We start from the raw sequence: 20,417 nt of genomic DNA, 5'->3' as shown, positions 1-20,417 counted from the left end.
CGCAAGGAAGATGCACCGCGCTCAAGCGTTCATAGACGCTTCGGGGCAGGAAGAAAACCCGTCATCTTCGCGGGCGCTACGCCTTGGGAAGCCGGGCATTTCAAGGCCGGAGACAGGAAAATACCTGCGTCAAAAAAGCACGGTAGTAACAGGATTTTGACGGAAGTTGTCAACGGAAAAATTTAATCCAAGTGTAGCAAAAATGCAAAAAAATCGAGTGACAACGCATAATGTTTGAGCTAGTTTTGGCCCACAAAAGAGGCAGGGAGATTAAATTCTTGTCGATTTCGCGGTCAAGTCTTGGGAGGATAAGATCTTAGGCGCGTTTACACGCAGCCACCGGTAACGGATAAGGATCACGCGATACTTTAAAGAACAAGGCTTCTGGCCTTGTTTTTTTTTGATTTTTATACAGTCTCCCCCTCACAGAAAAACAAACAAAGACTGAATCGTGTCGATTATGTGGCACGTACCTCATTCCGTATCGATTGACTCTCGGTAAGCCGTCGCCATCACACCGGCGGATGCCGCAGGCACAACACGCCTGTTCGGCCTCAATAGAACTTCGGAGCGAACTGCGGGATCGCGTCGAGGCCGAAGCCAAGACGGGCGGAAAGAATGTACCAGACGAGGTGGATGACGGCTGCAAGCGCGGATGTCGTCAGGAATACCCGCAGCGCCCGGAAGCGGGCCGGCGCGCTTTCGACACTGCCCGGCACCACCTCGTTTTCCTCCGCCTGCGTCCGCAAGCCGATCGGCAGGACGATGAACAGCGTCAACCACCAGATGATGAAGTAGATCGCGAAGACGGAAAAAATCGGCATTGTGGTCTCTCGTTGCGAAGGGAGATGGCTGCTCCCCGTGGCATTGCGCTTTGGAGCTGCTTTATAGCGCTTCTGCATCCGCCCGACAAACGCTCCGCCGGGCAAACACCGGGCTCGCGCCCTTGTGTCACACCTGTTCCAGCTCGATCAGCGTGCCGAAGAAATCCTTGGGGTGAAGAAACAGCACCGGCTTTCCATGCGCGCCGGTCTTCGGGTTGCCGTCGCCAAGCACCCTGCCCCCGGCGGCAACGAGGCTGTCGCGCGCGCTGAGGATATCATCGACCTCATAGCAGATATGATGCATGCCGCCGGCCGGGTTTTTCGCAAGGAAGGCTGAAATCGGCGAATCCGCGCCGAGCGGTTCCAGCAATTCCACCTTGGTATTGGACAAGGTGACGAAGACGACACGAACGCCATGCTCCGGCAGGGCTTCGGGCTCCGTGACCGAGGCGCCCAGCATCGACCGGTATTGCTCCACCGCGCGGCCAAGGTCCGGCACGGCGAGAGCGATATGATTGACACGTCCGAGCATGGGCCCGCCTTTCGCGTGATCGTTCAGCCGGTCAGAGCTTGTTGATGAAGACGGTAACGACCGGCTTCTTGCCCCAGACCTCATTGGCGGTGCCACGGACGGCGCGGCGCACGGCTTCCGTCACCAGCGCCAGATCCTTGCGCTTGCCGCGCGGGATGCTTTCGACGGCGCCGAGGACGGCGTCATAGAGCGTGTCGTTCATGTCTTCGCCCTCGTCGTCGAATTCGGGCAGGCCGATCGGTACGACGATCGGGTCGGAAGCGAAATCATAGCGGGCATCGAGAACGACGTTGACCGAGACATGGCCGGCGAAGGAGAGCTTGCGGCGTTCGCCGATGCCCATTTCCTCGAAATCGCCGATCAGGCTGCCGTCCTTGTAGATCCGGCCATGCGGTGCCGTGCCGATCACCGTTGCCGGTCCCGGCGCCAGCCGCAGGATATCGCCGTTGCGCACGCGCGGGACGGTCTTGATACCGGATTGCAGACCGAGCTCGGCCTGCGCCGTCAGATGGGCCGCCTCGCCATGCACCGGCACCAGCATCTGCGGACGTGTCCACTGGTACATCTGCTGCAATTCGTTGCGGCGGGGATGGCCGGAAACGTGAACCAGTGCTTCGCTGTCGGTGACGATATTGATGCCCTGCTCGACAAGACCGTTCTTGATATCGTTGATCGCCTTCTCGTTGCCGGGAATGGCGCGTGAGGAGAACACCACCGTGTCGCCGGCCGTCAGCGCCACGTTGCGCATCTCGTCGCGCGAGATTTTTGCCAGCGCGGCGCGGGATTCGCCCTGGCTGCCGGTCAGAATGATCACGACCTTGTCGCGCGGGATATAGCCGAATTCGTCTTCGGCGATGAACGGGTTCAATCCCTCCATCAGCCCGACATCGCGGGCCACGTCGCAGACGCGCTTCATCGAGCTGCCGAGAAGCAGCACCTCGCGGCCGGCGGCGGCCGATGCCTTGGCGATCGAGCGGATACGGCCGACATTCGACGAGAAGGTGGTGATCGCCACGCGGCCCTTGGCATCCTCGATGATCTTGGTGAGGCTGGTCGAAACCTCCTCTTCCGACGGCGATACGCCGTCGCGCATCGCGTTGGTGCTATCGCACATCAGCGCCAGCACGCCTTCGTCGCCGACCGCACGGAAGCGCGCTTCATCGGTGAACGGTCCAAGCGACGGCGCGTGGTCGATCTTCCAGTCGCCGGTATGGACGATATTGCCGAGCGGCGTGCGGATGACCAGCGACATCGGCTCGGGGATCGAATGGTTGACGCCGACAGCTTCGATCTCGAACGGACCGACATTGATGCGGTCGCCTTCCTTGAAGATGGTGATCGGCACCTCGGCACGGCTACGCTCGTAGGAACGCTTGGCTTCCAGCATGCCGGCGGTAAACGGCGAGGCATAGACCGGGACATTCAGGCCCGGCCAGAGATCGGCAAGCGCGCCGTAATGGTCCTCATGGGCATGGGTGATGATGATGCCCTTCAGGTTCTTGCGCTCTTCGGCCAGGAACCGGATATCGGGCAGCACCAGATCCACGCCCGGCAGATCGAGGCCCGGGAAGGTCACGCCGCAATCGACCATGATCCACTGGCGGTGGGCGGGCGTACCGTAGCCGTAAAGGGCTAGGTTCATGCCGATTTCCCCAACTCCGCCCAGCGGCAGGAAGACGAGTTCGTCTTGTTTACTCATTGATTGATTGCGCCTTGTTTCATCCAAAAAAGACATCGCCCGCGGCGATGCGCTGAACCGTGCCTGCTCCGATATCGAGCATCAGCCGGCCGTCTTCATCTATGCCTTCGAACCGCCCGGAAAGCGAGCGATCCGGCAGGTTGACCGTAATCTTCTGGCCGATTCCGCCTGCTGCGGAGCGCCATTGTGCAATAATCTCCGCGATGCCCTCGCCGCGGTTCCAGACGCTCAATGTCTCACCCATGCTGCGAAACAGATGAGCGAACAGTTCATCCGGCGATACGGCAGCACCTTGCGCCTGCAGGCAGGTCACGGGATAGAGGCCATGGTCCGGTGCCAGCGCGACATTGATGCCGCAGCCGATGACCAGCGCATGATGCCCATCCGGCAGCCCTTCGCCTTCCAGCAGAATACCGCAGCACTTTTTGCCTGCAATCAGAATATCGTTCGGCCATTTGATCGAGACCGGATCAGAGCCCGGCGGCATCACCGCCTGGATTGCCCGGTGCACCGCAACCGCGACCGCGAGCGGCAGGGATTGCAGTTTCTCCATCGGCGCCGGATCGATCAGAAGCAGCGAGGCGTAGAGATTGCCCGGTTCCGACGCCCAGGCACGGCCGCGCCGCCCCCGGCCGGAAACCTGCCGCGCCGCTGTGATCCAGTGCAATCCCGGATCACCGGCACGCGCCCGGATCAGGCATTCCGTGTTCGTCGATCCGACATCGCCCAGGGCCGTATGCCGGAAGTCATCGAGCGCGATCCTGCCGATCCGGTCCGGTCCTGTCAAAAGAAGGTCCGCGCTGCGACTTCGGCCGCCGTGCCGATCGGTCCACCGATCAGCACATAGGCGAGAACAAACAGGCCGGAAAGCCCGTAGACGAGGCGCAATACGCCCGAAGGACGGGCAAACTCGCCCTTGGCATCATCGAACCACATCAGCTTGATGACGCGCAGATAGTAGTAGGCACCGACGACCGAGGCGAGAACGCCGATGATCGCCAGCGCGTAGAGATGCGCTTCGATCGCTGCCATGAAGACGAAATACTTGGCGAAGAAGCCTGCCAGTGGCGGAATACCGGCCAGCGAGAACATCATGACGGTCAGAACGGTGGCCATGAACGGATTGGTCTGCGACAGGCCGGCGAGATCGTCGACCTCTTCGACGTGATTGCCGTCCTTGCGCTTCATCGCCATGATGCAGGCGAACGTGCCGAGCGTCATCACCATGTAGACCAGCATATAGATCAGCACGCCACGCACACCGGCCATCGAGCCGCTGGCGAGACCCACCAGCGCATAGCCCATGTGACCGATCGAGGAATAGGCCATCAGGCGCTTGATGTTCTTCTGGCCGATGGCAGCGAAAGCACCGAGCAGCATCGAGGCAATCGAGATGAACACGACGATCTGCTGCCAGTCGGCAACGATCGACTGGAACGGCATGATCACCAGACGGATCAGCATTGCCATCGCCGCAACCTTCGGAGCGGCAGCAAAGAACGCCGTCACCGGTGTCGGTGCACCCTCATAAACGTCCGGCGTCCACATGTGGAAGGGAACGGCGGAAATCTTGAAGGCGACGCCGGCAAGGATGAAGACCAGACCGAAGATCAGGCCCAGCGAGCGGCCTTCGGTCGACAGGGCCGTGGCAATGCCTTCGAAACCGGTATGGCCGGTGAAGCCGTAGACCAGCGACATGCCATAGAGCAGCATGCCCGACGACAGGGCGCCGAGAACGAAATATTTCAGGCCGGCTTCCGTCGAGCGGAGATTGTCGCGGTTCATCGCGGCAACGACGTAAAGCGCCAGCGACTGCAGTTCGAGTGCCAGATAGACCGAGATCAGGTCATTGGCGGAGATCATCAGCAGCATGCCGAGCGTCGCCAGCACGATCAGGACGGGGAACTCGAACCGGTCGATACCGGTCGAGCGCGCCTCGCCCGCCGACATGATCAGCGCCACCATGGAGCCGACCAGCGTCAGCACCTTCATGAACTTGGCGAACGGATCGGACAGGAAGGCACCGTTATAGGCCTGACCGTCGCCGGTCTGCCAGATCAGCCAGACGCCGGACACGGCGAGCAGCCCGACGGCAAGGCCGGTGACCAGACCGGACGACTTCTCGCCCGAGAAGACCCCGATCATCAACAGAACCAGGGCGCCAACCGCGAGGATCAGCTCCGGCGTCGACAGGTGCAGGCTAGCGAGGAATGTTTCAGCAGTCATTTCAATCCCGTCCTGTCGTCATTTCGCCGAAAGCGCAACGTCATGCGCTGCCTGCACGGCCGCAGTGTAGTTGTTTACCAATACGTCCACCGAGGCTGCCGTCGCATCGAACACCGGAGCCGGATAGACGCCGAAGAAGATGGTCAGCACGATCAGCGGATAGAGCAGAGCCTTTTCACGGCCGGACAGATCCAGCAGCGACTTCAGGCTGTCCTTCTCCAATGCACCGAAAATCACCCGGCGGTAAAGCCAGAGCGCGTAGCACGCGGACAGAATGACACCCGTCGTCGCGAAGAAGGCAACCCAGGTGTTGGCCCGGAAAGCGCCGACCAGCACGGTGATTTCGCCAACGAAGCCGGAGGTGCCGGGAAGACCGACGTTGGCCATGGTGAAGACCATGAAGGCAACCGCATATTTCGGCATGTTGTTGACGAGACCGCCATAGGCGCTGATCTCTCGGGTGTGGGTGCGGTCATAGACGACGCCGACGCAAAGGAAGAGCGCGCCGGAGACGATGCCGTGCGACAGCATCTGGAAGATCGCACCCTGCACGCCCTGCGTATTGGCCGCGAAAATCCCCATCGTCACATAACCCATGTGGGCGACCGACGAATAGGCGATCAGCTTCTTGATGTCGGACTGCATCATCGCCACCAGCGAGGTGTAGATGATCGCGACGACCGATAGCGTGAAGACGAACGGCGCGAAATATTCGGATGCCAGCGGGAACATCGGTAGCGAGAAGCGCAGGAAGCCGTAGCCACCGAGCTTCAGGAGAACACCTGCCAGAATGACGGAACCTGCCGTCGGCGCCTGAACGTGTGCGTCGGGAAGCCAGGTATGGACCGGCCACATCGGCATCTTCACCGCGAAGGAGGCGAAGAAGGCCAGCCATAACCATGTCTGCATCTGGCGCGGGAACTGATAGGCGAGCAGTTCGGCGATATCCGTGGTGCCGGCCTGCCAGTACATCGCCATGATGGCGAGCAGCATCAGCACCGAGCCGAGCAGCGTATAGAGGAAGAACTTGTAGGATGCGTAGACGCGGTCCTTGCCGCCCCAGACGCCGATGATGATGAACATCGGGATCAGGCCGGCTTCGAAGAAGACGTAGAACAGCACGATATCGAGCGACACGAAGACGCCGATCATGAACACTTCCAACAAAAGGAAGGCGATCATGTACTGCTTCAGGCGCTTTTCGACCGAGACCCAGCTTGCCAGCACGCAGAACGGCATGAGGAAGGCCGAGAGGACGACGAAGAGCACGGAAATGCCGTCGATACCGAGATGGTACGAAATACCGGTCCCGAGCCAGGCATGCTTCTCGACCATCTGGAAGCCGGGGTTCGACTTGTCGAAATTCCACCAGATCCAGCACGACACGAGAAAGGTAACGATCGTCGTCAGCAGTGAGATGTTCAGGATATTGCGGCGGCCGGAAGCGCTGTCTTCACGCGTAAGCAGCAGAAGAGCAACACCGACCAGCGGCAGGAAGGTGACCGCGGAGAGAATGGGCCAATCGGTCATCAGAAGGAGCTCCCGAGCATCATCCAGGTAACGAGCGCCGCGATGCCGATGAGCATCACGAAAGCATAGTGATAGAGGTAACCGGTCTGCAGACGAACGACACGGTCGGTGACGTCCATGACGCGGGCGGCAATGCCGTTCGGGCCGTAGCCGTCGATGACCCTGCCGTCACCTTCCTTCCACAGGAAGGTGCCGATCCGCTTGGCCGGACGAACGAACAGGAAGTCGTAGAGTTCGTCGAAGTACCACTTGTTGAGCAGGAACTGGTAGAGACCGCGATGCTGCTCCGCCAGATATTTCGGCGTCTCAGGCGAGCGGATATACATGTACCAGGCAAGAACGAAGCCGATGATCATCGCGATGAACGGGCTCAAGGCAACCAACGCCGGAACGTGGTGGAAATGCTCGAGGATTTCGTTCTCCGGCGCAGTGAAGAGCGCACCCTGCCAGAACTCGGCATATTCATGACCGAAGAAGTGCCCTTCGAACACCACACCCGCGAGAACCGCACCGACACCGAGAATGAACAGCGGCACCAACATCACCATTGGTGATTCATGCACGTGATGCATGACCTCGTGGCTCGCGCGTGGCTTACCGTAGAAGGTCATGAAGATCAGGCGCCACGAGTAGAAGCTCGTGAACAGCGCCGCGATGACCAGCATCGTGAAAGCGAAACCGGAAACCGGCGAGTGCGCAGCATAGGCCGCCTCGATAATCACGTCCTTGGAGAAGAAGCCTGCGAAGCCGAACGAGGTGAACGGAATGCCGACACCCGTGATCGCCAGCGTGCCGATCAGCATCATCCGGTAGGTCCATTTGATGTGCTTACGCAGGCCGCCCATGTGGCGCATGTCCTGCTCGCCATCGACGGCATGGATGACCGAGCCGGCGCACAGGAAGAGCAGCGCCTTGAAGAAGGCGTGCGTAAACAGGTGGAAGATCGCCGCGCCATAGGCGCCCGTGCCGAGGGCCACGAACATGTAGCCGAGCTGCGAACAGGTCGAATAGGCGATGACGCGCTTGATGTCGTTCTGCACGAGGCCGACGGTGGCCGCGAAGAAGGCGGTGATCGCGCCGACCACGGTGACGACGACGAGTGCCGTATGGGACAGCTCGAACAGCGGCGACATGCGGGCGACGAGGAAGACGCCGGCGGTGACCATGGTTGCGGCATGGATCAGAGCCGACACAGGCGTCGGGCCTTCCATGGCGTCCGGCAGCCAGGTGTGCAGCAGGAACTGCGCCGACTTGCCCATCGCGCCCATGAAGAGCAGCAGGCAGACGGCGGTGACGGCATGTGCCTTGTCGAGATGCATGCCGAACAGGGTGATGACGGCATCGCCGCCTTCAGCAGCCCCTTCGGCCGGCAGATAGCTGGCAGCCGTGGCAAAGATCGTCTCAAAACTGATCGAACCGAACAGCACGAAGACGCCGAAGATACCGAGCGCGAAGCCGAAGTCGCCGACGCGGTTGACGATGAAGGCCTTCATCGCCGCAGCCGTGGCCGACGGCTTCTTGTACCAGAAGCCGATCAGCAGATAGGACGCAAGGCCCACGCCTTCCCAGCCGAAGAACATCTGCAGCAGGTTGTCCGACGTCACCAACATCAGCATGGCGAAGGTGAACAGCGACAGATAGGCAAAGAAACGCGGCCGGTTCGCATCATGATGCATGTAGCCGATCGAGTAGATGTGAACCAGGCAGGACACCGTGTTGACGACGACGAACATGACGGCCGTCAGCGTATCGACGCGGAAAGCCCATTCGGCATCGAAGCTGCCGGACTGGACCCAGCGCATCACCGTGACCTTGATCATCTCCGTCTCGCCGAGCGCGACGTCGAAGAAGACGATCCAGGACAGGACCGCGACGATGATCATGAAACCGCTGGTGACATATTCCGATGCCTTGGCGCCGATCGAGGTGCCGAACAGGCCCGCGATCAGGAAGCCGATCAGCGGCAGGAAGACGATGGCTTGAATAATCGTATTCATTGGCCGCTCAGCCCTTCATCATGTTGACGTCTTCCACGGCGATGGAGCCGCGGTTGCGGTAGAAGACGACGAGAATTGCAAGACCGATGGCGGCTTCCGCGGCCGCGACGGTTAGAATGAACAGGGCGAACACCTGGCCGGTGATGTCGTTGAGGAACGACGAGAAGGCGACCATGTTGATGTTCACCGCAAGCAGGATCAGTTCCACCGACATCAGAATGATGATGACGTTCTTGCGGTTGAGGAAGATGCCGAAGACGCCCAGTGTGAACAGGATGGCGCTGACGGTCAGATAGTGGGAAATACCGATTTCCATGATGTTTGTTCCTTGACCTCGCGTCCGTCTTAAAGACCCTGCCCCGACTTCACCTTGACCACTTCGACAGCGGTCTTCGGCGTGCGGGCAACCTGTGTGGGAATATCCTGGCGCTTGATGTTGTCGCGGTGACGCAGCGTCAGCACGATGGCGCCGATCATCGCAACCAGCAGAACAAGGCCGGCAATCTGGAAGAAGTAGACATAGTGCGTGTAGAGCACGTCGCCGAGTGCTGCCGTATTGGTGCGATCGGCGATTGCCGGGATCGGCATCGAAATCGTCTTGGCAATTTCCGGCGAGACCGAGCTGCCGCCGACCACGATGATCAGTTCGGCCGCCAGCACAAGGCCGATCAGCGCGCCGACCGGCGCATATTCAAGCACGCCCGACCGCAACTGGGTGAAGTCGATGTCGAGCATCATCACCACGAAGAGGAAGAGAACCGCCACCGCGCCGATATAGACGACCAGCAGGATCATCGCCAGGAACTCGGCGCCGGTCAGAAGAAACAGACCGGCCGAGTTGAAGAACGTCAGGATCAGGAACAGCACGGAATAAACAGGGTTCCGCGCAGAAATCACCATGAACGCCGACGCAACCGCGACGAATGAAAAAAGATAGAAAAAAAGAGCCTGCAGACCCATGATCGGTGCCTTTTTCGTCTTCCCCGGGCAGGCATGGCCAAAAGGCCACCCTTCCCACTGGCGCACCGGAACTGCCGGCCAACGCCCTAAATCTGATGGGCGCCCGCCTCAGTGGCGGGCGCAGTCCGGTTGCAGCGGTCTCAGCGGTAAGGCGAGTCCATTGCGATGTTGCGGGCAATTTCGCGTTCCCAGCGGTCGCCGTTGGCCAGCAGCCGGTCCTTGTCATAGTAGAGCTCTTCGCGCGTCTCGGTGGCGAACTCGAAGTTCGGGCCTTCGACGATCGCGTCTACCGGACAGGCTTCCTGGCAGAAACCGCAATAGATGCACTTCACCATGTCGATGTCGTAACGCACTGTGCGGCGCGTGCCATCGTTGCGGCGCGGGCCGGCTTCGATGGTGATCGCCTGAGCGGGACAGATCGCCTCGCACAGCTTGCAGGCGATGCAGCGTTCTTCACCGTTCGGATAACGGCGCAACGCATGCTCGCCACGGAAGCGCGGGCTGATCGGCCCCTTTTCAAACGGGTAGTTCAGCGTCGACTTCGGCGCGAAGAAATACCGCATCGACAGGAAAAACGCGTTGACGAATTCCTTGAGGAACAGCGAACTGACGGCTTGCGACAGACTTGCCATCATCAACCTCCAAACGTGCCGGCTTGAGAGCCACCGGCTGATTTTGCGAAACGGGGGGTAAACATCAGGCCCACACCACCAGTTTCAGCGTGACTGCAACAATGAAGACCATGGCGAGCGACAGCGGAAGGAAGACCTTCCAGCCCAGCCGCATCAGCTGGTCGTAGCGATAGCGCGGCACGAAAGCCTTCACCATGGCGAACATGAAGAACACCAGCGAGGATTTCAGGACGAACCAGATGATGCCGGGAACCCAGTTGAGGAACCAGACGTCAACCGGAGGCAGCCAGCCGCCGAGGAACAGGATCGTCGTCAGCGCGCACATCAGGCAGATGGCGGCATATTCGCCGAGCATGAACATCATGTACGGGGTGGAGCCATACTCGACCATGAAGCCGGCGACCAGTTCCGATTCCGCTTCGACCAGATCGAAGGGCGGACGGTTGGTCTCAGCCAGCGCCGAGATGAAGAAGATGATGAACATCGGGAACAGCGGCAGCCAGTACCAGTCGAGGAAGGAGCCCGGCAGGCCCATCATCGTGCCGAGGCCGTCACGCTGCGAATCGACGATATCCGTGAGATTCAGCGAACCGGCGCAGAGCAGAACGGTGACGATGACGAAACCGATGGAAACTTCGTAGGAGACCATCTGGGCAGCTGAGCGCAGCGCCGAGAGGAACGGATATTTCGAATTCGATGCCCAGCCGCCGATGATGACGCCGTAAACCTCAAGCGAGGAGATGGCGAAGACATAGAGGATGCCGACATTGATATTGGCCATCACCCAGTTGGCGTTGAGCGGGATAACCGCCCAAGCCGCGAGCGCCAGCGTCACGGAAACCAGCGGCGCCAGCAGGAACAGCACCTTGTTGGAGCCGGCCGGAATGACCGGTTCCTTGAAGACGAACTTCAAAAGATCGGCGAAGGACTGGAAAAGCCCCCAGGGGCCTACCACATTGGGTCCACGGCGCATCTGCACCGCCGCCCAGATCTTGCGGTCGGCAAGCAGGATATAGGCGATGAAGATCAAAAGCGCGACCAGCAGCAGCAGCGACTGGCCGATCATGATGGCCGTTGGCCAAACATAGGTCGAAATGAAAGCGTCCATTGTGTCTTATTCCCTCGCGCTCATTCCGCCGCAGCTTTGAAGTTGTTGCGTGCCAAAGCCGAACATTCGGCCATGACGGCGGACGCGCGTGCTATCGGGTTCGTCAAATAGAAGTCTTTGACCGGAGACGCAAACGCCGATTTGGCCATCTCACCGGCTTTTTGTGCAAGTGCGGCAATTTCACCGCTTGCGCCGGCTGCAATCTGGTCGGCGTCGGCGAAATGCGGATGTGCCGCATAGAGTTTGCCGCGCAATTCGACCAGCGAATCAAACGGCAGCTTCTTGCCGAGCACGTCGGACAGCGCGCGGATGATCGCCCAGTCTTCGCGGGCATCGCCCGGTGCGAAACCGGCGCGGTTGCCGATCTGGACGCGGCCTTCGGTGTTGACCCAGGTGCCGGACTTTTCCGTATAGGTCGCGCCCGGCAGGATGACGTCGGCGCCATGCGCGCCCTCGTCACCGTGCGAACCGATATAGACGGTGAAGCCGGCGGTCTTGCCGGAGAAATCCATTTCGTCTGCACCGAGCAGGAACAGAACGTCCGTGCCGGTCAACATCTCGGCGGCAGTCTTGCCCCCCTCCCCCGGCACGAAGCCGAGATCGAGACCACCGACGCGGGCGGCAGCCGTGTGCAGGACGGCAAAGCCGTTCCAGTCCGCGGTAACAGCGCCGACAACACCGGCGAGCTTGGCAGCAGCAGCGAGAACCGAAGCGCCATTGGCACCGGAGATTGCGCCCTGGCCGACGATGATCATCGGACGCTCGGCCTTCTTCAGCACGCTCAGGAACTTGCCCTTGCCGCCAACCAGTTCGGCCAGCGAATCCGTTCCTGCACCGAGGTACTCATAGGAATAGCGAAGCTCGGCCTGTTCGCCGATCACGCCGATCGGGAAATTGGCCATCCGGAACCGCTTGCGGATACGGGCGTTGAGAATGGAGGCTTCAAAGCGCGGGTTCGAGCCGATGATCAGCAGCGCATCGGCGTTTTCGATGCCCTGGATCGTCGGGTTGAAGAGGTAGCTCGACCGGCCGAACGACGGATCAAGCGCTGCGCCATCCTGGCGGCAGTCGATATTCTTCGAGCCGAGCGAGGAGATCAGTTCCTTCAGCGCGTACATTTCCTCGACCGAAGCCAGATCGCCGGCAATCGCGCCGATCCTGTCGCCGCTGGTCTTGGCAACGGCTGCCTTGATCGCGGCAAAAGCCTCGTTCCAGCTGGCCGGCTGCAGGCGGCCGTCCTTCTTCACGTAAGGGCGATCCAGACGCTGGGTCTTCAGGCCATCCCAGATGAAGCGGGTCTTGTCGGAAATCCACTCTTCGTTGATCTCTTCGTTCACACGCGGCATGACGCGCATGACTTCGCGGCCGCGCGTGTCGACGCGGATCGCCGAGCCGACGGCGTCCATGACGTCGATCGATTCGGTCTTGCCAAGTTCCCACGGACGGGCGTTGAAAGCGTAGGGCTTGGAGGTCAAGGCACCGACCGGGCAGAGATCGACGACATTGCCCTGCAGCTCGGAGGTCATTGCCTGTTCGAGATAGGTGGTGATTTCAGCATCCTCGCCGCGTCCGATCAGGCCAAGCTCGGCGATGCCGGCAACTTCGGTGGTGAAGCGGACGCAGCGCGTGCAGTGAATGCAGCGGTTCATCACGGTCTTGACCAGCGGGCCGATATACTTGTCTTCGACGGCGCGCTTGTTTTCGTTGTAGCGGGTCGAATCGACGCCGAAGGCCATGGCCTGGTCCTGCAGGTCGCATTCGCCACCCTGGTCGCAGATCGGGCAATCGAGCGGATGGTTGATCAGCAGGAACTCCATGACGCCTTCGCGGGCCTTCTTGACCATCGGCGTGGTCGTGAAGACTTCCGGCGCCTCGCCATTCGGGCCGGGACGCAGGTCGCGCACACCCATGGCGCAGGACGCAGCCGGCTTCGGCGGCCCGCCCTTCACCTCGATCAGACACATGCGGCAGTTTCCGGCGACCGACAGCCGCTCGTGGAAACAGAAGCGCGGAACTTCGGCGCCGGCCTCTTCGCACGCCTGCAACAGCGTGAAATGATCCGGGACCTCGATCTCTTTTCCGTCGACTTTCAGCTTTGCCATCTTCGCACTCAATCCTGTCGTTCATTCGCCAGCAAAGCGGCGAACAGATATTATAAAGGCACGCTAACCTGTTGAACGAAAACCGGTCCGGTCTCCGCCCGAAACTTCAATCTCAACCCTTCAGGAGGGCCTTTGCCTGCTCGACCCAGCCATCCCGCGCGATCCGCCCGCCAAAGCCGAGCTGGTCGTCGAAACGCTGCGCGTCCTTATCGCTCCACGACGCGACATCCGCATAACGGCGCACGCCCATTCCATTCAAAACCTGCTCCAGCTTCGGACCGATGCCGGAAATCCGCTTCAGGTCGTCCGCCTGCGTCTGAACAACGCGCGCAACCTTCTGCCGTTTCGGCTTTTCGGCCTTGACCGGAGCAACCGGGACAGATTCGACAGCCACCGGCTTGGCCTTTACCGGCCGAGCCTTGCTTGAAGCCTTGGCAGTAGTCGCCTTCGGCTTCACAATCGGCTGAGCATTTGCAGCAGCAACCGGTGTTTCCACCGGTCCGGCCGCCTTTGCCGCAGGCTTTTCATCCGCTGCAACGCCGGTTTTCTGCGCCGTTTCCGCCAGTCCCTGCATCGCGCCGAGCATGAAGCCGGCGATATGGCTGGTCATACCAAGACCGATCGCCGTTGCCGCGGCAAAAGCTGCCGCCGGGTGCTGCATCAGTGGATGCAGCGGCACCTTCGGCATATCCTTCAGCCATTCGGCCAGGCCGAGCGGATCGTTGCCAGCCGGGGGCACGGTCGAAGATCCGGCAGATCCCGCCTGCGTCCCCTTCCCCGTTTCCTGATCCGGCTTGGCCATATCGGTGTTACTCCGCCGCTTCCAGCACCGCGCCATGCGACGAGGCGTTGCGGGTGTATTCGTCGATGCGCGCTTCCATCTCTGGACGGAAATTGCGGATCAGGCCCTGGATCGGCCAGGCGGCTGCGTCGCCAAGCGCGCAGATCGTATGACCTTCGACTTGCTTCGTCACATCGAACAGCATGTCGATCTCGCGCTTCTGGGCGCGACCCTGAACCATGCGTTCCATGACGCGCATCATCCAGCCAGTGCCTTCGCGGCATGGCGTGCACTGGCCGCAGCTCTCATGCTTGTAGAAAGCTGCGAGACGCCAGATGGCCTTGATGATGTCGGTGGAGCGATCCATGACGATGATGGCAGCCGTCCCGAACGACGACTTGACGTCGCGCATGCCATCGAAATCCATCGGCGCGTCGATGATGTGCTCGCCCTTGACCACCGGACAGGACGAACCACCGGGGATGACGGCCAGAAGATTGTCCCAGCCACCGCGAATGCCGCCGCAATGGCGTTCGATCATCTCGCGGAACGGCGTGCCCATGGCGTCTTCGAACGTGCACGGCTTGTTGACGTGACCGGACACCATGAACAGCTTGGTACCGACATTGTTCGGGCGGCCGATGGCCGAGAACCACGAAGCGCCACGGCGCAGGATGGTCGGCGCAACGGCGATCGACTCGACATTGTTGACCGTCGTCGGGCAACCGTAGAGACCCATATTGGCCGGGAACGGCGGCTTCAGGCGCGGCTGCCCCTTCTTGCCCTCGAGGCTTTCGAGAAGGGCTGTTTCCTCGCCGCAGATATAGGCGCCGGCGCCGTGATGGACGTAGATGTCCATGTCCCAGCCGAGCTTGTTGTTGATGCCGAGAAGACCGGCGTCATAGCATTCGTCGATCGCCGCCTGCAGCGCTTCGCGCTCGCGGATATATTCGCCGCGCACGTAGATATAGGCGACATGCGCGCCCATGGCGAAGCTCGCGATCACGCAGCCTTCGATCAGCGTATGCGGATCGTGGCGCATGATATCGCGGTCCTTGCAGGTACCGGGCTCGGATTCGTCGGCGTTGACGACGAGATAATGCGGGCGGCCGTCGCTTTCCTTCGGCATGAAGGACCACTTCAGGCCCGTCGGGAAGCCAGCACCGCCACGACCACGAAGGCCGGAAGCCTTCATCTCGTTGACGATCCAGTCACGGCCCTTTTCCAGGATCTGCTTGGTGCCATCCCAGTGGCCACGGCTCATGGCGCCCTTGAGCGACTTGTCATGGATGCCGTAGATATTGGTAAAAATGCGATCTTTATCGTCGAGCATGGTTCACCTAACTTATCGCGGCTTCTTGCCGAAAACTTTGATGTATTCGGCTTCGCCGCCCTTGGCCAGCGCCTTGGCCTGCTTGACCCAATCGTCGCGTTCGATGCGGCCCTTGAAATTCAGATAGCCGTCCACCCATTCGCGCTCGGCCTTCTTCCAGCCTGCGACCTGCGCAAAGGTGAAGATGCCGAGTTCGTGCAGAATGCCTTCGATCTTGGGGCCTACCCCGGCGATCAGCTTGAGGTCATCCAGGGTTGCCGGCTTTGCAATGCCGGCAGGACGGTTCTTGTCCTCGAGCGACGGCTTTGCTGCGGCTACCGGCTTGGCGGCCTTATCGCCCTCAGCCTTGGTGTCGCCGGCAACCTTGTCGTTCGCTGCCGATTCCGACTTTGCCGTGACCGGCGTCTTCAATGCGGCATCGGTTTCCGGCGCATCGGTCTTCGCACGTGCGGCGTTCGACGGCGGCACGCTGACGGCGGCCTCGTCACTGGCCTTCTTGGCGCGCGGCGCGGCCGGCTTCTTTTCCGGCGTCAGCAGCGTCGTCAGTCCACCGATGGGGGCGGAGAAAATACGGTCGATCTGCGGACCCGGCTTGACGTCGGCGCCCTTGCCTGCATCGAAACGGTCGATGATGTATTCCAGCTGCGGAACCGTGAGATCTTCATAGGTATCCTTGAAAATCATTACCATCGGCGCGTTGACGCAGGCCCCCTGACACTCGACCTCTTCCCAGGACAAGGTGCCCGCTTCGTTCGGCGTCAGCGGGTCGGGGTGAATGCGCTTCTTGCAAAGGCTGATCAGCTCTTCGGAGCCGCGCAGCATGCAGGGCGTCGTGCCGCACACCTGGACATGGGCGCGTGTGCCGACCGGCTTCAGCTGGAACTGGGTGTAGAAGGTGGCAACTTCGAGCACGCGGATATAGGGCATATCCAGCATGTCGGCGACACTTTCAATCGCCGCCTTGGTGACCCAGCCATCCTGCTCCTGTGCCCGCATCAACAGCGGAATGACCGCCGATTGCTCGCGGCCCTTCGGATATTTCTTGATCGTGGCCTTGGCCCAGACGGCATTGTCCTTGCTGAACGCAAAGGCCGCTGGCTGGACGTTTTCTTCGGCTAGTCGACGAACGGACATTCTTCCCGCACCTTATCAGTTAATCGAACCGCACCGCGATTTCGTCAGGGAGACGAACTCGCAGGCATAGGCTGACTGGTCTTTTTGCAAAAATACGATGTAGCGCGTGCCGTTCGGCACAGCGGCCCTGATCTCGTAGCCCTGGGAGAGGAGCTTGCCCATGCTGCTGCCGGCATCGGCCGAGCCCATCGCTTCGGACTTCTGGGCAGCCTGCTGCGCAAAAGCCGGCGCGGTGGCCAGGATCAATCCAAACAGTGCCAGGGCAATCGAACGCATCAGCGATCCACCTCACCGAAGACGATATCGAGCGAGCCAAGGATGGCGGATACGTCCGCCAGCTGGTGGCCGCGACAGATATAATCCATCGCCTGCAAGTGAGCGTAGCCGGGAGCGCGGATCTTGCAACGATACGGCTTGTTGGTACCGTCGGAGATCAGGTAGACGCCGAACTCGCCCTTCGGTGCTTCCACCGCCGCATAAACCTCGCCCTCGGGGACGTGATAGCCTTCGGTATAGAGCTTGAAGTGATGGATCAGCGCTTCCATCGAGCGCTTCATCTCGCCGCGCTTGGGCGGCACGATCTTGCCGTCGAGCGAGGAGACCGGACCGATCTTTGCATCGCCCAGAAGACGATTGACACACTGGCGCATGATCTTGGCCGATTCCCGCATCTCTATCATGCGGATCAGGTAACGGTCGAAACAGTCGCCGTTCTTGCCGATCGGAATGTCGAAATCCATGTCGGCATAGCATTCGTAAGGCTGCGACTTGCGCAGATCCCACGCAGCACCCGAACCACGCACCATGACGCCGGAGAAACCCCAGGCCCAGGCATCGTCCAGCGTCACGACGCCGATATCGACGTTGCGCTGCTTGAAGATACGGTTGCCGGTGAGCAGCTCATCGATATCGTCGACGGTTTTCAGGAACGGATCGATCCACTTGCCGATATCCTCGACCAGTTCGTGCGGCAGGTCCTGATGCACGCCGCCCGGACGGAAATAGGCCGAGTGCATGCGCGCGCCGCAGGCCCGCTCATAAAACACCATCAGCTTTTCGCGCTCTTCGAAACCCCAGAGCGGCGGCGTCAGCGCGCCGACGTCCATGGCCTGAGTCGTGACGTTGAGGAGATGCGACAGGATACGGCCGATTTCCGAGTAGAGGACACGGATCAGCTGGCCGCGGATCGGCACTTCGGTGCCGGTCAGCCGCTCGACCGCCAGCGCATAGGCATGCTCCTGGTTCATCGGTGCGACATAATCCAGCCGATCGAAATAGGGCACCGCCTGCAGATATGTCTTGGTCTCGATCAGCTTCTCGGTGCCGCGATGCAGCAGGCCGATATGCGGATCGACGCGCTCGACGATTTCACCGTCCAGCTCGAGAACAAGCCGCAGAACACCATGCGCCGCAGGGTGCTGGGGTCCGAAATTGATATTGAAATTGCGAACGTTATGTTCGTTCATTGCCGCTTGCTCCAAGCCGGACAAGCCCGCATGTTTGCGAGCCCTCGGCCTTCATCGTCACTTCGCGTTTGCTTTTTCACCGCCCGGCAGAACGTAATCCGTTCCTTCCCAGGGCGACATGAAATCGAAATTGCGGAATTCCTGTTTCAGTTCAACCGGTTCGTACACCACCCGCTTGGCTTCGTCATTGTAGCGAACCTCGACGAAACCGGTCGTCGGGAAGTCCTTGCGCAGCGGGTAACCTTCAAAACCATAGTCGGTGAGGATGCGGCGCAGGTCCGGATGACCGGTGAAGAGGATGCCGTACATGTCGTAGGCTTCCCGCTCGAACCAGTCGGCACCCGGATAGACGGCGCAGGCCGACGGAACCGGCTGATCTTCGCCGGTCGCAATCTTCACGCGGATGCGCAGATTCTGCTTCGGCGACAGGAGATGATAGACGACATCGAAACGGTCTGGACGCTGCGGCCAGTCGACGCCGCAGATATCCGTGAAATTGACGAAGCCACAGCGGGCGTCATCACGCAGGAAGGTCAGCAGGGCAATCAGATTGTCCGACGTCGCCGTCAGCGTCAGCTCGCCAAAGCTGATGACGGCATCGGAAATCAACGCACCGCGCGTCTCGCGGATATAGGTAGCAAGTCCGTTCAGGGCTTCACTCATTGTTCAGGTCCCCTGCCCTTACCGTTCGATCGTGCCTGTGCGGCGGATCTTCTTCTGCAGCAGCAGCACCCCGTAAAGGAGCGCTTCTGCCGTGGGAGGACAGCCCGGCACATAGATATCGACCGGTACGACGCGGTCGCAGCCGCGCACCACCGAATAGGAATAGTGATAGTAACCGCCGCCATTGGCGCAGGAGCCCATCGAGATGACATACCGCGGCTCGGGCATCTGGTCGTAGACCTTGCGCAGAGCCGGCGCCATCTTGTTGGTGAGCGTACCGGCGACGATCATCACGTCCGACTGGCGCGGTGAGGCGCGCGGCGCAAAACCGAAACGCTCGGCATCATAACGCGGCATCGACATCTGCATCATCTCGACCGCGCAGCAGGCAAGACCGAAGGTCATCCACATCAGCGAGCCGGTACGGGCCCAGGTGATCAGCTCGTCGGTCGAAGTGACCAGAAAGCCCTTGTCGGCGAGCTCATTGTTGATCTCGCCAAAATACTTGTCATTGCTGCCGATCGGCTTGCCGGTCGAGGGATCGACGATCCCCTTCGGCTTTGGCGCAACGAGCGTGGTGCCGGAGGTCAGTTCCATTCCAGCGCTCCTTTTTTCCATTCATAGATGAAGCCGATGGTCAGCACTCCGAGGAACGCCATCATCGACCAGAAACCGAACCAGCCCATTTCCTTGAACGATACCGCCCAGGGAAACAGGAACGCCACTTCGAGGTCAAAGATGATGAAGAGAATCGACACGAGATAGAATCGGATGTCGAATTTCATGCGGGCGTCGTCGAATGCGTTGAAGCCGCATTCATAAGCCGACAGCTTTTCGTCGTCAGGAGCCTTGTAGGCAACGGCGAACGGCGCGATCAGCAGCGCCAGGCCGATAACCAGCGAAATGCCGATGAAAATCGCGATCGGAATGTAGGAGCCGAGAAGGTCTGTCATTGTATCCGTCCCTGCCTGCGAGGCGCGCTGGGGAAGCGCAAAACAAAGGCTCACAGGCCGAAAAATATGTTGCAACGCCAGAGTGGTTAGCGCAGCCAGCGCCGCTGTGCAAGCCTTCAGAACGGTTTTCATCCCCTTCCTTGGGCGGAATGAAGACCGGCCGAAAGCTACCATCTCCGGCGACCGCGCGCAAATCCCGCCAAACGCCCGCAGGGGCAGGCGCAACAGAGGCAGAGCCCCCTGCCCAGCAACCCCGGAGACATATGGTCGCGCTCGCTAAAATCGATTGAAATAGATCGGTGAACCGCTGGAAATGAGACGAGCGGCGGCGATATCCCCACCCTCTCGAGCTGCAACAGGAGTGCATGGCCCCCATCCGCGATTTGCATGGGTGGGCGGCCCGGGACACGTGCCTGAGTCCCGCGGTAACACATCGAGTTGTACGAAAACAATCGGGCACAACCATAAAGACTGTCA

Annotated in this window: 20 protein-coding genes; all 20 read right to left on the bottom strand. The window is 60.4% G+C overall.

Going from position 1 to position 20,417, the window contains the following annotated elements; translation table 11 throughout:
* Positions 1-554: 554 nt before the first annotated feature.
* The 20 genes from ADU59_RS08060 to ADU59_RS07965 all read right to left on the bottom strand — a co-directional run bounded on the left by ADU59_RS08060 (position 555) and on the right by ADU59_RS07965 (position 19,940).
* Entirely contained in the window at positions 555-824 is a 270-nt protein-coding gene (locus tag ADU59_RS08060) for a DUF1467 family protein (RefSeq protein WP_068953441.1), read from the bottom strand.
* A gap of 127 nt (positions 825-951) precedes the next feature.
* Positions 952-1,356 (bottom strand): methylmalonyl-CoA epimerase, encoded by a 405-nt coding sequence (gene mce / locus ADU59_RS08055; protein WP_068953439.1) that lies wholly within the window; start codon positions 1,354-1,356, stop codon positions 952-954.
* A 31-nt stretch (positions 1,357-1,387) separates the two neighbouring features.
* On the bottom strand, positions 1,388-3,055 hold the full coding sequence (locus ADU59_RS08050; RefSeq protein ID WP_068953437.1) for a ribonuclease J: 1,668 nt from the start codon (positions 3,053-3,055) through the stop codon (positions 1,388-1,390).
* A gap of 19 nt (positions 3,056-3,074) precedes the next feature.
* Positions 3,075-3,842, bottom strand: a complete 768-nt coding sequence (locus tag ADU59_RS08045) for a biotin--[acetyl-CoA-carboxylase] ligase (RefSeq protein ID WP_068953435.1) — start codon at positions 3,840-3,842, stop codon at positions 3,075-3,077.
* A complete protein-coding gene (gene nuoN, locus ADU59_RS08040) occupies positions 3,839-5,281 on the bottom strand; it encodes an NADH-quinone oxidoreductase subunit NuoN (RefSeq protein WP_068953433.1) in 1,443 nt (480 codons plus the stop codon). Before nuoN ends, ADU59_RS08045 begins: the two co-directional genes overlap by 4 nt.
* An 18-nt stretch (positions 5,282-5,299) precedes the next feature.
* Positions 5,300-6,811 (bottom strand): NADH-quinone oxidoreductase subunit M, encoded by a 1,512-nt coding sequence (locus ADU59_RS08035; RefSeq protein ID WP_068953431.1) that lies wholly within the window; start codon positions 6,809-6,811, stop codon positions 5,300-5,302.
* Positions 6,811-8,808: an NADH-quinone oxidoreductase subunit L gene (nuoL, locus tag ADU59_RS08030; protein ID WP_068953429.1), complete on the bottom strand. Its 1,998-nt coding sequence runs from the start codon at positions 8,806-8,808 to the stop codon at positions 6,811-6,813. Before nuoL ends, ADU59_RS08035 begins: the two co-directional genes overlap by 1 nt.
* 7 nt (positions 8,809-8,815) lie before the next feature.
* Positions 8,816-9,124, bottom strand: coding sequence for an NADH-quinone oxidoreductase subunit NuoK (gene nuoK / locus ADU59_RS08025; RefSeq protein WP_037169335.1), 309 nt, complete (start codon positions 9,122-9,124; stop codon positions 8,816-8,818).
* 29 nt (positions 9,125-9,153) lie between these two features.
* Positions 9,154-9,768, bottom strand: a complete 615-nt coding sequence (locus tag ADU59_RS08020; RefSeq protein ID WP_068953427.1) for an NADH-quinone oxidoreductase subunit J — start codon at positions 9,766-9,768, stop codon at positions 9,154-9,156.
* Positions 9,769-9,908: 140 nt separating this feature from the next.
* The gene (nuoI, locus tag ADU59_RS08015; protein ID WP_068953425.1) at positions 9,909-10,400 is read right to left on the bottom strand and encodes an NADH-quinone oxidoreductase subunit NuoI; all 492 of its coding nucleotides are present in this window, start codon (positions 10,398-10,400) and stop codon (positions 9,909-9,911) included.
* Between the two features lie 64 nt (positions 10,401-10,464).
* Positions 10,465-11,508, bottom strand: a complete 1,044-nt coding sequence (gene nuoH, locus ADU59_RS08010; RefSeq protein ID WP_068953423.1) for an NADH-quinone oxidoreductase subunit NuoH — start codon at positions 11,506-11,508, stop codon at positions 10,465-10,467.
* A gap of 20 nt (positions 11,509-11,528) precedes the next feature.
* Complete coding sequence (nuoG, locus tag ADU59_RS08005) at positions 11,529-13,610, bottom strand: NADH-quinone oxidoreductase subunit NuoG (protein WP_068953421.1); 2,082 nt, start codon at positions 13,608-13,610, stop codon at positions 11,529-11,531.
* A gap of 112 nt (positions 13,611-13,722) precedes the next feature.
* A complete protein-coding gene (locus ADU59_RS08000) occupies positions 13,723-14,412 on the bottom strand; it encodes an NADH-quinone oxidoreductase subunit E (RefSeq protein ID WP_068953418.1) in 690 nt (229 codons plus the stop codon).
* Positions 14,413-14,419: 7 nt separating this feature from the next.
* Positions 14,420-15,724, bottom strand: coding sequence for an NADH-quinone oxidoreductase subunit NuoF (gene nuoF / locus ADU59_RS07995; protein WP_068953416.1), 1,305 nt, complete (start codon positions 15,722-15,724; stop codon positions 14,420-14,422).
* Positions 15,725-15,736: 12 nt separating this feature from the next.
* Entirely contained in the window at positions 15,737-16,858 is a 1,122-nt protein-coding gene (locus ADU59_RS07990) for an NADH-quinone oxidoreductase subunit E (protein ID WP_068953414.1), read from the bottom strand.
* 15 nt (positions 16,859-16,873) lie between these two features.
* Positions 16,874-17,134 carry a hypothetical protein gene (locus tag ADU59_RS07985; RefSeq protein ID WP_068953412.1) on the bottom strand — a complete coding sequence of 87 codons (261 nt, stop codon included), beginning with the start codon at positions 17,132-17,134 and terminating at the stop codon, positions 16,874-16,876.
* Entirely contained in the window at positions 17,134-18,324 is a 1,191-nt protein-coding gene (locus ADU59_RS07980) for an NADH-quinone oxidoreductase subunit D (RefSeq protein ID WP_068953410.1), read from the bottom strand. The genes ADU59_RS07985 and ADU59_RS07980 overlap by 1 nt, the downstream gene beginning before the upstream one ends.
* Before the next feature lie 57 nt (positions 18,325-18,381).
* Positions 18,382-18,987 (bottom strand): NADH-quinone oxidoreductase subunit C, encoded by a 606-nt coding sequence (locus ADU59_RS07975; protein WP_068953408.1) that lies wholly within the window; start codon positions 18,985-18,987, stop codon positions 18,382-18,384.
* An 18-nt stretch (positions 18,988-19,005) separates the two neighbouring features.
* Positions 19,006-19,584 (bottom strand): NuoB/complex I 20 kDa subunit family protein, encoded by a 579-nt coding sequence (locus tag ADU59_RS07970; protein WP_068953406.1) that lies wholly within the window; start codon positions 19,582-19,584, stop codon positions 19,006-19,008.
* Positions 19,575-19,940, bottom strand: coding sequence for an NADH-quinone oxidoreductase subunit A (locus tag ADU59_RS07965; protein WP_068953404.1), 366 nt, complete (start codon positions 19,938-19,940; stop codon positions 19,575-19,577). The genes ADU59_RS07970 and ADU59_RS07965 overlap by 10 nt, the downstream gene beginning before the upstream one ends.
* Positions 19,941-20,417: the final 477 nt, after the last annotated feature.

Origin of the sequence: Pararhizobium polonicum (genome assembly GCF_001687365.1) — a bacterium.
Taxonomy (GTDB): domain Bacteria; phylum Pseudomonadota; class Alphaproteobacteria; order Rhizobiales; family Rhizobiaceae; genus Pararhizobium; species Pararhizobium polonicum.
Note: the sequence above shows the minus strand (reverse complement) of the source record. Positions and strands in the feature narration are given on the sequence as shown.

Coding starts and splice junctions, on each gene's coding strand:
- ADU59_RS08060 (WP_068953441.1), bottom strand. CDS start 824: ATGCCGATTTTTTCCGTCTTCGCGATCTACTTCATCATCTGGTGGTTG.
- mce (WP_068953439.1), bottom strand. CDS start 1,356: ATGCTCGGACGTGTCAATCATATCGCTCTCGCCGTGCCGGACCTTGGC.
- ADU59_RS08050 (WP_068953437.1), bottom strand. CDS start 3,055: ATGAGTAAACAAGACGAACTCGTCTTCCTGCCGCTGGGCGGAGTTGGG.
- nuoN (WP_068953433.1), bottom strand. CDS start 5,281: ATGACTGCTGAAACATTCCTCGCTAGCCTGCACCTGTCGACGCCGGAG.
- ADU59_RS08035 (WP_068953431.1), bottom strand. CDS start 6,811: ATGACCGATTGGCCCATTCTCTCCGCGGTCACCTTCCTGCCGCTGGTC.
- nuoL (WP_068953429.1), bottom strand. CDS start 8,808: ATGAATACGATTATTCAAGCCATCGTCTTCCTGCCGCTGATCGGCTTC.
- nuoK (WP_037169335.1), bottom strand. CDS start 9,124: ATGGAAATCGGTATTTCCCACTATCTGACCGTCAGCGCCATCCTGTTC.
- ADU59_RS08020 (WP_068953427.1), bottom strand. CDS start 9,768: ATGGGTCTGCAGGCTCTTTTTTTCTATCTTTTTTCATTCGTCGCGGTT.
- nuoI (WP_068953425.1), bottom strand. CDS start 10,400: ATGGCAAGTCTGTCGCAAGCCGTCAGTTCGCTGTTCCTCAAGGAATTC.
- nuoH (WP_068953423.1), bottom strand. CDS start 11,508: ATGGACGCTTTCATTTCGACCTATGTTTGGCCAACGGCCATCATGATC.
- nuoG (WP_068953421.1), bottom strand. CDS start 13,610: ATGGCAAAGCTGAAAGTCGACGGAAAAGAGATCGAGGTCCCGGATCAT.
- ADU59_RS08000 (WP_068953418.1), bottom strand. CDS start 14,412: ATGGCCAAGCCGGATCAGGAAACGGGGAAGGGGACGCAGGCGGGATCT.
- nuoF (WP_068953416.1), bottom strand. CDS start 15,724: ATGCTCGACGATAAAGATCGCATTTTTACCAATATCTACGGCATCCAT.
- ADU59_RS07990 (WP_068953414.1), bottom strand. CDS start 16,858: ATGTCCGTTCGTCGACTAGCCGAAGAAAACGTCCAGCCAGCGGCCTTT.
- ADU59_RS07985 (WP_068953412.1), bottom strand. CDS start 17,134: ATGCGTTCGATTGCCCTGGCACTGTTTGGATTGATCCTGGCCACCGCG.
- ADU59_RS07980 (WP_068953410.1), bottom strand. CDS start 18,324: ATGAACGAACATAACGTTCGCAATTTCAATATCAATTTCGGACCCCAG.
- ADU59_RS07975 (WP_068953408.1), bottom strand. CDS start 18,987: ATGAGTGAAGCCCTGAACGGACTTGCTACCTATATCCGCGAGACGCGC.
- ADU59_RS07970 (WP_068953406.1), bottom strand. CDS start 19,584: ATGGAACTGACCTCCGGCACCACGCTCGTTGCGCCAAAGCCGAAGGGG.
- ADU59_RS07965 (WP_068953404.1), bottom strand. CDS start 19,940: ATGACAGACCTTCTCGGCTCCTACATTCCGATCGCGATTTTCATCGGC.